13 protein-coding genes are annotated in these 12,118 nt (G+C 69.9%); 7 read left to right on the top strand and 6 right to left on the bottom strand.

Annotated features, from left to right (window positions below; genetic code table 11):
* The first annotated feature begins 197 nt into the window (after nt 1-197).
* Entirely contained in the window at nt 198-671 is a 474-nt protein-coding gene (locus Pph01_RS04325) for a carboxymuconolactone decarboxylase family protein (RefSeq protein WP_204071596.1), read from the top strand.
* Nucleotides 672-821: 150 nt separating this feature from the next.
* Nucleotides 822-1,745 carry an RNA polymerase sigma-70 factor gene (locus tag Pph01_RS04320; protein WP_204071595.1) on the top strand — a complete coding sequence of 308 codons (924 nt, stop codon included), beginning with the start codon at nt 822-824 and terminating at the stop codon, nt 1,743-1,745.
* Nucleotides 1,746-1,828: 83 nt separating this feature from the next.
* Here Pph01_RS04320 and Pph01_RS04315 read toward each other — a convergent pair whose 3' ends face one another.
* A complete protein-coding gene (locus Pph01_RS04315) occupies nt 1,829-2,287 on the bottom strand; it encodes a MarR family winged helix-turn-helix transcriptional regulator (RefSeq protein WP_204071594.1) in 459 nt (152 codons plus the stop codon).
* 435 nt (nt 2,288-2,722) lie between these two features.
* Between Pph01_RS04315 and Pph01_RS04310 the strand changes: the two genes are divergently transcribed.
* Nucleotides 2,723-3,334 (top strand): HNH endonuclease family protein, encoded by a 612-nt coding sequence (locus Pph01_RS04310; RefSeq protein WP_308441869.1) that lies wholly within the window; start codon nt 2,723-2,725, stop codon nt 3,332-3,334.
* Nucleotides 3,335-3,432: 98 nt separating this feature from the next.
* Here the strand turns inward: Pph01_RS04310 and Pph01_RS04305 are convergent, their stop codons facing one another.
* Nucleotides 3,433-3,861 carry a hypothetical protein gene (locus Pph01_RS04305; RefSeq protein WP_204071592.1) on the bottom strand — a complete coding sequence of 143 codons (429 nt, stop codon included), beginning with the start codon at nt 3,859-3,861 and terminating at the stop codon, nt 3,433-3,435.
* 313 nt (nt 3,862-4,174) lie between these two features.
* Between Pph01_RS04305 and Pph01_RS04300 the strand changes: the two genes are divergently transcribed.
* The 3 genes from Pph01_RS04300 to Pph01_RS04290 are packed head-to-tail and all read left to right on the top strand — an operon-like array spanning nt 4,175 to nt 9,256.
* On the top strand, nt 4,175-5,149 hold the full coding sequence (locus Pph01_RS04300; RefSeq protein ID WP_204071591.1) for an ABC transporter ATP-binding protein: 975 nt from the start codon (nt 4,175-4,177) through the stop codon (nt 5,147-5,149).
* A complete protein-coding gene (locus Pph01_RS04295; RefSeq protein WP_204071590.1) occupies nt 5,149-6,504 on the top strand; it encodes an ABC transporter permease in 1,356 nt (451 codons plus the stop codon). The genes Pph01_RS04300 and Pph01_RS04295 overlap by 1 nt, the downstream gene beginning before the upstream one ends.
* A gap of 4 nt (nt 6,505-6,508) precedes the next feature.
* On the top strand, nt 6,509-9,256 hold the full coding sequence (locus tag Pph01_RS04290) for an alkaline phosphatase family protein (protein ID WP_204071589.1): 2,748 nt from the start codon (nt 6,509-6,511) through the stop codon (nt 9,254-9,256).
* Between the two features lie 161 nt (nt 9,257-9,417).
* Here Pph01_RS04290 and Pph01_RS04285 read toward each other — a convergent pair whose 3' ends face one another.
* Together Pph01_RS04285 and Pph01_RS04280 are read right to left on the bottom strand one after the other, a co-directional pair.
* Nucleotides 9,418-9,783 carry a hypothetical protein gene (locus Pph01_RS04285; protein ID WP_204071588.1) on the bottom strand — a complete coding sequence of 122 codons (366 nt, stop codon included), beginning with the start codon at nt 9,781-9,783 and terminating at the stop codon, nt 9,418-9,420.
* A gap of 53 nt (nt 9,784-9,836) precedes the next feature.
* On the bottom strand, nt 9,837-10,298 hold the full coding sequence (locus Pph01_RS04280; protein WP_204071587.1) for a MarR family winged helix-turn-helix transcriptional regulator: 462 nt from the start codon (nt 10,296-10,298) through the stop codon (nt 9,837-9,839).
* 66 nt (nt 10,299-10,364) lie between these two features.
* Between Pph01_RS04280 and Pph01_RS04275 the strand changes: the two genes are divergently transcribed.
* Nucleotides 10,365-10,772, top strand: a complete 408-nt coding sequence (locus tag Pph01_RS04275; RefSeq protein WP_239116424.1) for a VOC family protein — start codon at nt 10,365-10,367, stop codon at nt 10,770-10,772.
* A 49-nt stretch (nt 10,773-10,821) separates the two neighbouring features.
* On the opposite strand, the gene Pph01_RS04270 is transcribed toward Pph01_RS04275, so the two are convergent.
* Nucleotides 10,822-11,424: a class I SAM-dependent methyltransferase gene (locus Pph01_RS04270; protein WP_204071586.1), complete on the bottom strand. Its 603-nt coding sequence runs from the start codon at nt 11,422-11,424 to the stop codon at nt 10,822-10,824.
* Nucleotides 11,425-11,616: 192 nt separating this feature from the next.
* Nucleotides 11,617-12,099 (bottom strand): HD domain-containing protein, encoded by a 483-nt coding sequence (locus tag Pph01_RS04265; RefSeq protein WP_239116423.1) that lies wholly within the window; start codon nt 12,097-12,099, stop codon nt 11,617-11,619.
* Between the last annotated feature and the right edge of the window lie 19 nt (nt 12,100-12,118).

Here is a 12,118-nt window from a genome sequence, read left to right as displayed (position 1 = left end):
CGGGACTGGGGCAGTCAACGGCACGCGGTCACCGTGCTCGACGACAGCGGCGCCACTGCGCAGAGCGCGGTCTGACCGGCGACCAGCCGGCCTGGCTCGGCAGCCGGGAGACGCAGGTCACATTCGTCCATGTCACAGGGGGGCGCGCTACCCCGTCTCAGGGGGTGTAGCCACTGGCGACCACAGAGGAGCACAGCATGGACGCGCGACTGAACTACTTCGCCGACCCGACGGCCGGCAAGGCCCTCAAGTACTTCATGTCGGCGGGCAAGGCGCTCAAGGATTCGTCGTTGCCGACGGCCACGCAGGAGCTGGTGGCGCTTCGCGTAAGTCAGATCAACGGCTGCGCCGTGTGCGTCGACATGCACACCAAAGAGGCCGCCGCTGCCGGCGAGACCTCGGTGCGGCTGAACCTGGTCGCGGCGTGGCGGGAGGCCACGGTCTTCACCCCGGCCGAGCGTGCCGCGCTGGAGCTGGCGGAGGAGGGGACCCGGGTCGCGGACGGGGCCGGTGGGGTCAGCGACGAGGTGTGGGCGTACACCGCCAAGCACTACGACCAGGAGCAGCTCACCGCCCTGGTGATCCTGATCTCGTTCATGAACACGGCGAACCGGCTGAACATCATCACCCGGCAGCCGGCCGGCGACTACGAGCCCGGGCAGTTCCACTGAACGGCGTCAGCAACCGGCTCGGGGCCCTGATGCGGGACCCCGGGCTCGGGGGGCCTTACTGTGGCCTGCCGGTGGTTCGGATGATCACCAGAAGATGCCTGCGCCGGCGCGTACGGCCGGGTGGGAGGGCATCAAAGGAGGGGATTCGGCGTGAGCAAGGTCGAAGAGTTCGAGGAACTGCGGCCGATGCTGTTTTCGATCGCCTATCGGATTCTCGGCAGTGTGACTGAGGCCGAGGACGCGGTGCAGGAGACATGGCTGCGTTTTGACGGCTCGGCGACCCGGCCCACGTCGACCAAGGCCTTTCTGTCGGCCGCGGTGACGCGGATCTCGATCGATGTGCTGCGCTCCGCGAGGGTGCGGCGGGAGGCGTACGTAGGCCCGTGGTTCCCCGAGCCGCTGCTGAGCGATCCGTATCAGGATCCGGCGCGGTCAATGGAACTGGCCGACTCGGTGTCGATTGCGGCGCTGCTGCTGCTGGAGCGGCTCAGCCCGCTGGAGCGGGCGGTGTTCGTGCTGCGGGAGGTGTTCGGCTTCGGGTTCGACGAGGTCGCCGCGGCGGTGGAGCGGTCGGAGGCGGCGTGCCGGCAACTGCTGGTGCGGGCGCGGCGGCATATGGAGGCCGGGCGGCCGCGCTTCGAAGCGGTCCGCGAAGAGCGGGAGGAACTGGCGTCGCGGTTCTTCGAGGCCCTTCGCGAAGGCGACGTCGCCGGCCTGCGAGAACTGCTCGCCGCCGACGTTTCGATGGTCGGCGACGGCGGCGGCAAGGCCCCGCAGCTGGCCAGGGCCGTCATCGGCGCCGAGAACGTGGCCCGGCTGATTGCCGCCTTCTTCCTCCCGATGGCCCGGATCGGCGTGACGTTCGAGCCGCACGAGGTCAACGGCCAGCCGGGCGCGATCTTCCACGACCCGGACGGCAAGGTGCTCTACGCCCTGGCGCTCGATGTACTCGACGGACGGATCCAGACGATCCGCTCGGTGATCAACCCCGACAAGCTCGGGCATGTGGGCCCGGTGGCGGACGCCTGGGCGATCGACCGCCAAGTACGACAGGCGCGCCGGCCCAGGCGATGACCGCTCAGCCGACCGCGCCCGGCGTACCACGGCTTCGCCGGATGCCGAGAGACCGAGCGGCATGAGGCGGCTCGGCGCCGGCGTCAGTCGTTGATCGGGACGTGCTGAATCGCACGGGCGAGCCGGGCGAGATCGACGCCTTCGAGGTGGTCGAGGAAGTGCCGGCGCACGCTGGCCAAGTTGGTCGGCCATGCCCGTTCCAGGCGGGCCAGGCCGGCGTCGGTGAGGACGGCGTTCCACCCGCGGGCGTCGTCATCGCACCTGACCCGTTCGATCATGCCCTGACTTTCCAGGCGGGTGACGATGCGGGTCATCCCGCTCAGGGAGAGTTCGCAGGCGGCCGCGAGTTCGCCCATCCGCATCCGCCGCTGCGGGACCTCGCACAACCGCGTCATGGCCGACCACTCGATGAGTGTCAGCTGTTGTTCGCGCACCATGTCGGCGTCGATCGCGCGGGGGAGTGCGTACATCAGACGAGGCAGCGCGCGGAGCAGCGCTTCCTCGTCAGGACTCAGTGGCTGCAACGGCTGCGCTGAAGGCATGAACACATTTTACTTGCTTCACGAAGCAATTACTACTACGTTCCCGGCTCCCGGTGGTGGGCGTTGCCCGTCACCTGACGTCGTCGATGGTTACCTGAACCGTGGGGGAGGCCTGTTCGCCCGCTCCGGCGGCGGAGGTGGGGCAACCCCTCGCCGGTGACGAAACAGAAGGCGCGCCAAGCCCGGTTCCCACCGCCTGGCGTGCACCCGACGACTGCTCCGCCGAGGGCAGAAGCGATGATCGGCCGGCCCTGGCTTCCCCGCAGGAATCGGCAATCAGGTCGCTCACGACAGTTAACGCGATCTTTACTGAATTGCCAGGAATGCATGTAAACGTCCCCTTTGGCCGCATCCTCGCCCCCGACCAGGCACCCCTCACCTGGCCGAGGACGCCGGCCAGAAAGGGACCGACTCGCCATGCGCCGAGTTGTCTCTGTGGTGTCAGCAGCCCTGGCGGCTCTTGTCGTCCTGGGATTGACCGCGGGCCCCGCCTCCGCCACCCCGCCCGGAATTCCGTCGGCGAGCACCGCGAAGTCGGAACTTGCCGGGCTCACCGTCGCCGCCGAATCACACGCCTCCACCTACGACCGGAGCCTGTTCCCCCACTGGATCACCATCTCGGGCGCGTGCGACACGCGGGAAACGGTGCTCAAGCGGGACGGCACGTCCGTGGTCACCAACTCGTCCTGCGCCGCGACCTCGGGCCGCTGGTACAGCCCGTATGACGGGGCCACCTGGACCGCCGCCTCCGACGTCGACATCGACCACATGGTCCCGCTCGCCGAGGCCTGGCAGTCGGGCGCCTGGAACTGGACCACCTCGCGACGCCAGGCGTTCGCCAACGACCTGAGCAGGCCGCAGCTGTGGGCCGTCACCGACAACGTCAACCAGAGCAAGGGCGACCAGGACCCGGCCACCTGGAAACCTTCTCTGACATCGTTCCGCTGCACCTACGCCAGGGCCTGGGTCCAGGTGAAGTACACCTATGGCCTCTCGGTGGACAGCGCCGAGAAGAGCGCCCTGAGCAGCATGCTCTCGGCCTGCTGACGACGACAGGCCGACCGCTGCCACCTGGCGGAAAGGCGGCCCCCGACCAGCGTTGCGCGAGGTCGGGGGCCGCCGTCCATTTCGGCGGCGGGCGACCGTCACCGGTGTGCGGCGACCGCCCTGCGGGTCCGCTCGGGAGCGAGCAGCGCGGCGGACAGTGCGACGAGCAGGACCAGCACGATGACGTTGAGCGCCTTGTCGAGATCGCCGTACACGTGCAGATGCCGCATGTGGTAGATCAGGTGCAGCACGTTGAAAGTCAGCAGGACCAGCCCGATCGCCTGCACGAACACGGTGCTCTCCACCCGCCACAGCGCGATCAGGCCCAGGACCGCGAGTGCCAGGAACATCGCCCCGGCGTCCTTGGCCATGTGCTCGTTGAAGGGGCCCAGCTGGGGCAGCCAACTTCGGCCCATCCCAGGGAAATTCTCGTACCAGTGCCGCGGAGCGCCGTAGGCCCAGCCACCCGTGACCGCGTTCGCCGCGGTCAACGCCACGAGCACCAGGCGACGCAAGATGACGGTCATACCTGTACGACGAGGTAGGCGCACCGATTGTGAAGAGGCGGCGGGCCATTCTGCCCGGCCCGACACCGTTCACGGCCGGCCGGTGCGGCGCCGGCCCGGTGTCGTCTCCCAGGGGTCCATGCGGGTTCGTCCGCCACCGATGGCCCGCCCGGTGCCTCCGTAGGTTAGCGCCAGGTTAGGACAGTTAGCGCCAGGTTAAGAGGCATATCGACCGTTAAGTGAGATTTCCCCAACGTTTGACCGCGCGCCTTACTGACGCAAGCCGCGATCTTTAGGTTCTCCCTTGCTGTAGATCAAGCCAAGGGAGACCGACATGGACAGGACCCCCGCAGCCCGGGCTCGCGGGATCACGAAGTCGTTCGGTGATGTGGTCGCACTCGACGGCGTCGACCTCGACGTGGCGAGCGGGCAGATCCACGGCCTGGTCGGCCCGAACGGCGCCGGCAAGACCACGCTCCTCGGTCTGCTGCTGGGCCTGGCGGTCGCGGACGGCGGCAGCCTCGAGATCCTGGGCACGCCGGTCGGGCGGACGCTCGCCGTCCCCGACGGCGTCGCGGGCTTCGTGGACGGACCTGGGCTCTATCCCTCGCTCACCGCGCGGCAGAACCTTTCGGCCCTGGCCTCGCTGCGCCGGTACGACGCCGGGGGCGCCGCCGGCGTCGACGACGTGCTGGAGCAGGTCGGGCTCACCGACGTCGCCGACGACCGTGTCCGGGGCTTCTCACTGGGGATGCGCCAGCGGCTCGGGCTGGCCGCCGCGCTGCTCACCAAGCCGCGGCTGCTCGTCCTGGACGAGCCGGCCAACGGCCTGGACCCCGCCGGCAAGCACCACGTGCACCGCGTTCTCACCGGACTCGCCGCGGAGGGGACCGCGGTGGTCCTCTCCAGTCACCGGATGGACGACCTCGCCGCGCTGTGCTCCGAGGTCACCCTCCTCGCCACCGGACGGGTCGTCTTCTCCGGGCCGCTGAGCAAGCTCGCCACCGAGAGCGGCGAACTCGACTACCGCCTGCTCACCTCCGACCCGGAGGCCGCCCGCCGCCTGGCGTCGGAGACCCCTGGGCTGCACGTCGTGGCCGGCTCCGAGCCCGGTCAGCGGCTGGACACCGACGTCGTCGTCCGCGGGCCGGTGCAGGCCCTCGACGAACTGGTCGTACGGCTCGTGCACGCCGGTGTGGCGCTCCGAGAGCTCGGGCCCGTGGTGACACCGCTCGAGGCCGCGTTCCTGGCCTTGACCGGGACCGGCACCGGGACCGTGAACGCGCAGACCGACCAGGAGGACCTGTGATGACCGCGACCGCCACCCAGCCCCGGGCGGCCGCCCGGCCGGCGCCCGTGCTGCACGGCTACCGGTTCGAGCTGGTCAAGCTCCTCTCCCAGTGGCGGATCCGCCTGCTGCTGCTCGCCTGCTGGATCGGCCCCGCGGGCTTCGTGGCCGCGGTGAGCCTGCAGAGCTCGCTGCCCGCCGACACGGTCTTCGGCCGCCTGATGAACTCGACCGGCTGGGCGGGGTCGCTGGTGGTGCTGGACTTCTCGTGCACCTGGGCGCTCCCGCTGCTGACGGCGCTGGTCGCCGGCGACGTCTTCGCCGTCGAGGACCGGCTGGGCACCTGGCGCCACCTCCTCGTGGCGGTCCGCTCCCCGCAGCGGATCTTCATGGCGAAGACCCTCGCCAGCCTCACCGTGATCCTGCTGCTGGTGGCCGGACTGACCGCGTCGGGCATCGCCGGTGGCCTGGCCGCGGTCGGCAACCGGCCGCTCGTCGGCCTGGACGGCCATCTCCTCGCCCCCGCGGACGCGGCCGGCAAGGTGCTGCTCGCATGGGCCTGCGCGTTGGCGCCGACGCTGGCGTTCGCCGCGGTCGGTCTCCTCGGCTCGGTGACCCTGGGCCGCTCCCCGATGGGGCTGCTGCTGCCCGCGATCCTCGCCCTGGCGCTGCAGCTCGTGCAGTTGCTCCCGCTGCCGGTGGCCGTACAGCTGGGCCTGCCGAGCCACGCCTTCCTCGCCTGGCGCGGGCTCTTCACCGACCCGGCGCAGGCGGGCCCCCTCCTCATCGGCCTCGTGGTGAGCCTGGCGTGGGCGGCCGTCGCCACCGCGCTGGCCTACCGCCTGTTCCTGCGCCGCGACTTCACCGACCTGTCATACGACGGGTCGGGCCGGCGCGTCGTCGTGGCGGGAGCGCTCCCGCTGGCCGCGCTGGTCGCCGTCACCATCGGCGTGATCGCGGTCGCGACCCCGGCCACGGGCTCGGGGATCGAGAAGGGGAAGCTCCAGGACTCGCTCGCCACGGTGTACGCCCACCTCTACCGGCTGCAGACGCAGGAGCTCCACCGGCCCGACGTCACCGAGGCCCAGATGCAGGCCACCGCGTCCTGCGACAAGGGAGACTCCCGGGTCGACGACGAGGGACCGGGCAACGACTGGCGGTGTGTCGTGACCTGGCGCCTCCCCGACGCGACCGCCGTGGGCAACGCCATCTACCAGCTCGACGTCACCGCAGACGGGCGGTACGTCGCCGACGGAGACGGACCGAAGGAGGTGAACGGCTACTTCCAGGTGCGCACCCCGAACGGGGACGCGCCCAACCCCCTGTGGCAGTTCGACGGGAACGTCGACCTGCTCACGAGCACGACAAAGGAATAGTTTCATGCACGTCACGCGTCAGCGCGTCACGAAGGACCGTTTCGGACTCCGACCCACCGGCCGCCGGGTCAACCTCCTGGCAGCCGCCACCGCCGCTCTGGTCGTCGCCGGCGGGGGCATCGCCTACGCCAACACCGGGGTGTTCGGCAACGACCAGGTCGGCCAGACCACCGACAAGGGCCTGGTCGTCTCCGGCGACCAGTACATCAAGCCGATCGGTGACCGCCTCGTCATCAACAACGGCAAGATCATGTCGTCCACGGTCAGCCCGGACGGCACCCACCTCGCGGCCGCGGTCACCGACGGTGGGGCGGCGCTCGCGATCGTCGACCTGAAGACCTGGCAGGTGCAGCAGGTCGTCAGCAACTCCGCGTCGTCGACCCCGCGCCTCAGCGGCACCGACGTCGGCCAGGAAGGCCCCACGTACTCGCCCGACGGTAAGCACCTGTGGCTGGGCCGGACCGACGGCTACACCCGGCTCGACGTGAACGCGGACGGCAGCGTCACCAACCCGGTCGACCTCAAGATCCCGGCGGACGGCTCCAAGCACGCGCTGATGGCCGCGGCGGTCTTCTCGGCCGACGGCTCCACCGTGTACGCGGCGGTCAACGGCCAGAACCGCGTGGTCGCGCTCGACGCGGTGACCGGGGCCGTCAAGCAGACCTGGGCCGTGGGCAACGCCCCGCGTGGCATGGTCCAGGTCGGCAACAAGCTGTACGTGAGCAACGAGGGCGGGCGTCCGGCGAAGCCCGGCGAGACCACGATCAACTCGTACGGCACCCAGGTTCCGGCCGACCCGAAGACCGGTGCCACCACCACCGGCACGGTCAGCGTCATCGACCTGTCCAACCCGGCTGCCGCCCCGGCGAGCATCGAGGTCGGTCTGCACCCGACCGCCGTGTACGCCAAGGACGGGGTGGTGTTCGTCACCAACACCGCCACCAACGACGTGTCGGTCATCGACTCCAAGCGCGACAAGGTCGTCCAGACCATCGCCACCCAGCCGTGGCCGGAGGCCTCGGTGGGTTACGAGCCCGACGCGGTGACGCTCACCGACGACGGTCACCTGCTGGTGACGCTCGGCCGCGCCAACGCGGTCGCCGTCTACCGCTACACCAAGCCGCAGGAGCCGGTCAGCTACGTCGGCCTGCTCCCGACGGACTACTTCCCCGCGGAGATCACCACCGTGGGCGACGACGTGGTCGTCTCCAACACCCGTGGCATCGACGCCCGCCGTCCCACGACCGCGGCCGGGCACGGTACCCACGACACGACGTCGAGCCTGACGCGGTTCAAGCTGCCGTCCGACAAGGAGATCGGCAGGTACACGGACACGGTCTTCGAGCAGAACGGCTGGGGCAAGAACGACCTCAAGCTGGCCCACGGCAACAAGCAGAAGGCCGAAGCGGTCCCGAAGCGGCTCGGCGACCCGTCGACCATCAAGCACGTCTTCCTGCTGGTCAAGGAGAACCGGACCTACGACCAGGTCTTCGGTGACATCCCGCAGGGCAACGGCGAGCCGACGCTGGCCCAGTACGGCGAGAACGTGACGCCGAACCAGCACGCGCTGGCCGAGCAGTTCGGTCTGTACGACAACACCTACGACATCGGCACCAACTCCGCCGAGGGTCACAACTGGCTGATGCAGGCCGACAACCCGGAGTACACCGAGTCCTCGGCCGGCGAGTACCTGCGCAGCTACGACACCGAGGACGACGCTCTCGGCCACCAGCGGACCGGCTTCATCTGGTCCGGTGCGCAGGCGGCGGGCAAGAGCGTGCGCGACTTCGGCGAGTTCCACCAGTTCCTGTCCAAGCCGGCGGCCGCCACCTGGCAGAACCTGTACTGCGACACCAAGAACATGGACGCGACCGGGCAGGGCACCGCCTACACCCTGAACTCGTCCTCGCCGATCCCGTCGCTCAACGACGTGTCGGTGCACGGCTTCCCGAAGTTCGACACCAGCGTCCCGGACATCTACCGGTACCAGATCTGGAAGCAGGACTTCGAGGCCAACGGGCCGGCGAACCTGAACATGTTCTGGCTCTCCAGCGACCACACCGGTGGCCCGGTGAACGGCGCCGCCCAGGTCGCCGACAACGACCTGGCCGTCGGCAAGATCGTTGACGAGATCTCGCACAGCAAGTACTGGAAGGACTCGGCGATCTTCGTCGTCGAGGACGACTCCCAGGCGGGCACCGACCACGTCGACGGACACCGCGCCCCGGTCCAGATCATCAGCCCCTGGGCCCAGCACGGCAAGGTCGACAGCCACTACTACACGCAGATCACCATGATGCGGACCATCGAGCAGATCCTCGGGATCCACCCGATGAACCAGAAGGACACCGCCGCCACCCCGATGACTGCGGCCTTCACCAACACGCCCGACTACACGCCGTTCACCTTCCTCCCGAACCGCACCTCGCTGACCCTGGGTCTGTCGGGCACGAAGCTGCCGTCCTGCGGCGCGGACGTCCCGGCTCCGCAGGACCCGGCCGCCGCGGCCGCGCCCACGGCGACGGTGCCGACGGCCGAGAAGGAGGTCGCGGCGAAGTGGGGGGCCTGGAAGTCGAAGCAGGCGTTCACCGGGCCCAGCGCCAGGGCTGACTCCGCCAACCCCGAGCAGATGAACCACTTCGCGTGGTACGAGGCGCACGACTGGAAGAAGCCCTACCCGGGTGAGTCCAAGATCGTCACGCCGGAGCAGGTGCCGGGCGCCTACATCCCGTCGTCGGAGAACGACGGCTGACCTCAGCGCAACTCATAAGACGGCCCGCCGGGAATCCCGGCGGGCCGTCTGCCTATGCGAACTCCTGGCAACCCCGCAACAGCGGACACACGACGACGACGTTCGCCGGGCCGCGCAACGCGACCCGGCGAACGTCGTGAAGTGACAGCCTCGATGCGGCGTCAGCCGTCGGACCGCCTGCGGTGCAGGGTGAACCGCTCGAAGACCGACAGGTCGCCGTGCGGCTTGTTGACGTTGTAGTACGTCACCGTCATGGTCGTGGTGTCGCCCCGGTGGCGGCCCGGGTCGACGTCGAACGCGGCGAAGCCGTACGGGTGGTCAAGGTCGCGGACGCCGATCCAGACGGCCTGCTCCTTGACGTAGGTCGAGGTGTGCCCACCGCCGGGGTTCGGGGCGACCGCGGTGATGACCTTCCCGGTGCCGTCCTTGAAGAACGACCCGTTGGTGGTGCCGGACACGCCGCCACCGCCCAGCACCATGTGCACGGTGCCCTGTGAGGTGTCGACGATGTCGGTACGGGTGGACACCGGGTTGGGGGTGAGCGTCTCGCTGCCGCCCGGCCGCTCGGGGGGCTCGCGCTTCAGGCCGGATCGCTCGTACGTCGGAGCCCGCCGTACACCTTCTCCAGCAGGACGTGGATCTGGGCGCGCTCCGCCAGGCTGAGCGGAGCGAGGATGTCGTCCTGCACCTGTCTGGCCTCGGTGTCGAGCTCGGCGAGCGTCGCACGGCCCGCGCCGGTCAACGTGACGGCGACGCGACGACGGTCCCCGGGGTCGCGCGAGCGGTCGACGTAACCGGCGGCGGCCAGTTCGTCCACCACCTTGGCCACGTCGCTCGGGTCCATCGCGAGCCTGGCCGCCAGCTCACGCTGGACATGAGGGCCGAAGTCGGCCAGAGCGGCCAGTGTCGCCATGTGCCAGAGCTTGAGCCCCCTGTCTGCGAGCCGCTGCGCGAGTCGAGCCCGTGCCGTCTTTCCGGTCTGCGACAGCAGGTAGGTGCTGAGGCCGAGCAGGCTGGGCGGGCGGGCCGCGGGGAGGTCCATGCAAGCAATTGTAGGGAAGCACCTATAGTGGGCCAGCACCCACTATTTCTCGTTGTGGAGGACCTCATGGACGCACTGCACCCTCGCCTGCTCGTGACCCGCTTCGCCGCGGGCTTCGCCTTCTACGACGCCGTCCTCCCCGAGATGCTCGGCGCCGAGCTCGCGAGGGGTGACGCGGCCGGTCCCTATGCCGGCTGGGACGTCGACGGTCAGGGCGTCCTGGTCCTGTTCGACCGCGCCGCGATGGCCGCCGTCGCGGGAACGGCCGATCTGCCCGCCGAGGGTTCGCCCGCGCAGGACCAGGTCATGTTCGTCTGCCGGGTCGTCGACGTGGACGCCGCGCTGGCGACGTGCCTGCGCCACGGAGCGGCACAGGTCGCGGCCGCCGCCGACCGGCCCGAATGGGGCCCGGGTCTCCGGACCGCCCACGTGCGCGACCCCGAAGGCACGCTGATCGAGTTGCAGTCCTACTGAGAGGAGTGGTCCCCTGGCCGGCTCAAGACCCGCCGGGGGCGGCCACCGCTCAGTCCTGCGGTTTGCGCCAGGTGATGCTGTAACGCAGCAGAAGGTGACGGCGATACCGGGAGCCGGGCAGGACCTCGGCCGCCAACGCTCGCATCTGCGGATACGTCACCGGAGGCGGCCACACCGTGGGGGACGGATGGTCCCAGTGGCCCTTCATGGCGCGGTGGAAGGTGCCGACGACGATGCCGGCCAGGTCGCGCGGCAGGTCGTCGGGCATGGTGCTACGGGCCAGGCCGACGATGGCCAGGACCCCGCCGGGGCGCAGCAGGTCGCGCATGCGGGCCAACCCGGTGGCGGCGTCCATGTGGTGCAGGGTGGCCACCGACGCGATGACGTCGAACGAGGCGGGCTCGAAGGGGTGGGTGAGGAAGTCGCCGAGGACGTACTCGACGTCGTCCGGATGTTCGCGGGCCTGGACGATGCTGGGTGCGTGGAGGTCGATGCCGGTGACGTGCGGCACGGCCTGACGGAGTTCGCGGGCGAGCGTGCCCTCGCCGCAGCCGACGTCGAGGGCTCGCCGGGCGTCATCGGGGACCGCGCGGAGGACGCGGGGGTGGTAATGGATGTTGTGGTTCCACCGCTTGCCGTTCTTCGCCGTCATGTGATCATCCTGCTGGACACAGGCCCCACTGGTCGGCGTCGCGCGACATGACGAGTCCCGCGCGCTCAGGGTTCGGGAGCGACCGTGATCGGATGCCGGGCCTGGAAGGCGAGCCGGTCGTCGGCGTCCTGCGCGAGTGCGTCCAGGACGTCGTCGAGGGCCAGGAACGCCTCCCAGGGACTGCCCCCGCTGTCATGGCGGGTCCGCGACCTCGACGACGCGGTCTTCGAGGTCGCGGACCCGTTTCGCCTTCCAGATCTTGTCCGCGAGGCTGACCAGGAGGTCCTCGGTGCTGATGTCGGCGGCCGTCCACGTCGCGTGGTTCCTGGCGAAGCGCGCGAGGCGGGCGTCCACACCGTGAGCGAGGAGCAGTTCGTATCCGGCCCGCTCGTGCGCGTGGCCCGGTCCGGACAACTCGCCGGTGTGGATCACCTTGCCGATGTCGTGAGTGGCGGCGCCGAACAGGACCTCCTCGTGGTCGAACCGCAGCCGGGGGAGTGCGTCGCCGATCGCGTCGACGAGCCTGAGCGCGGTGTCGTGGACGGCCCGCAGGTGCGCGGCCAGTCGCGGCGGCGCCTCCAGGTCGAGGAGAAGGCAGGCGGCGTCCGCCGGCAGCGGACCGATCCCGGGGGCCGCGGGTTCGGTCAGGGCACGCCGCAGGGCGATCAAGCTCACGCGGGAAGCCTAACCGCAG

Source organism: Planotetraspora phitsanulokensis (assembly GCF_016863295.1).
In the GTDB taxonomy this organism is placed as follows: Bacteria; Actinomycetota; Actinomycetes; order Streptosporangiales; family Streptosporangiaceae; genus Planotetraspora; species Planotetraspora phitsanulokensis.
Note: the sequence above shows the minus strand (reverse complement) of the source record. Positions and strands in the feature narration are given on the sequence as shown.

Coding starts and splice junctions, on each gene's coding strand:
- Pph01_RS04325 (WP_204071596.1), top strand. CDS start 198: ATGGACGCGCGACTGAACTACTTCGCCGACCCGACGGCCGGCAAGGCC.
- Pph01_RS04315 (WP_204071594.1), bottom strand. CDS start 2,287: ATGCCTTCAGCGCAGCCGTTGCAGCCACTGAGTCCTGACGAGGAAGCG.
- Pph01_RS04305 (WP_204071592.1), bottom strand. CDS start 3,861: ATGACCGTCATCTTGCGTCGCCTGGTGCTCGTGGCGTTGACCGCGGCG.
- Pph01_RS04300 (WP_204071591.1), top strand. CDS start 4,175: ATGGACAGGACCCCCGCAGCCCGGGCTCGCGGGATCACGAAGTCGTTC.
- Pph01_RS04295 (WP_204071590.1), top strand. CDS start 5,149: ATGACCGCGACCGCCACCCAGCCCCGGGCGGCCGCCCGGCCGGCGCCC.
- Pph01_RS04290 (WP_204071589.1), top strand. CDS start 6,509: ATGCACGTCACGCGTCAGCGCGTCACGAAGGACCGTTTCGGACTCCGA.
- Pph01_RS04280 (WP_204071587.1), bottom strand. CDS start 10,298: ATGGACCTCCCCGCGGCCCGCCCGCCCAGCCTGCTCGGCCTCAGCACC.
- Pph01_RS04275 (WP_239116424.1), top strand. CDS start 10,365: ATGGACGCACTGCACCCTCGCCTGCTCGTGACCCGCTTCGCCGCGGGC.
- Pph01_RS04270 (WP_204071586.1), bottom strand. CDS start 11,424: ATGACGGCGAAGAACGGCAAGCGGTGGAACCACAACATCCATTACCAC.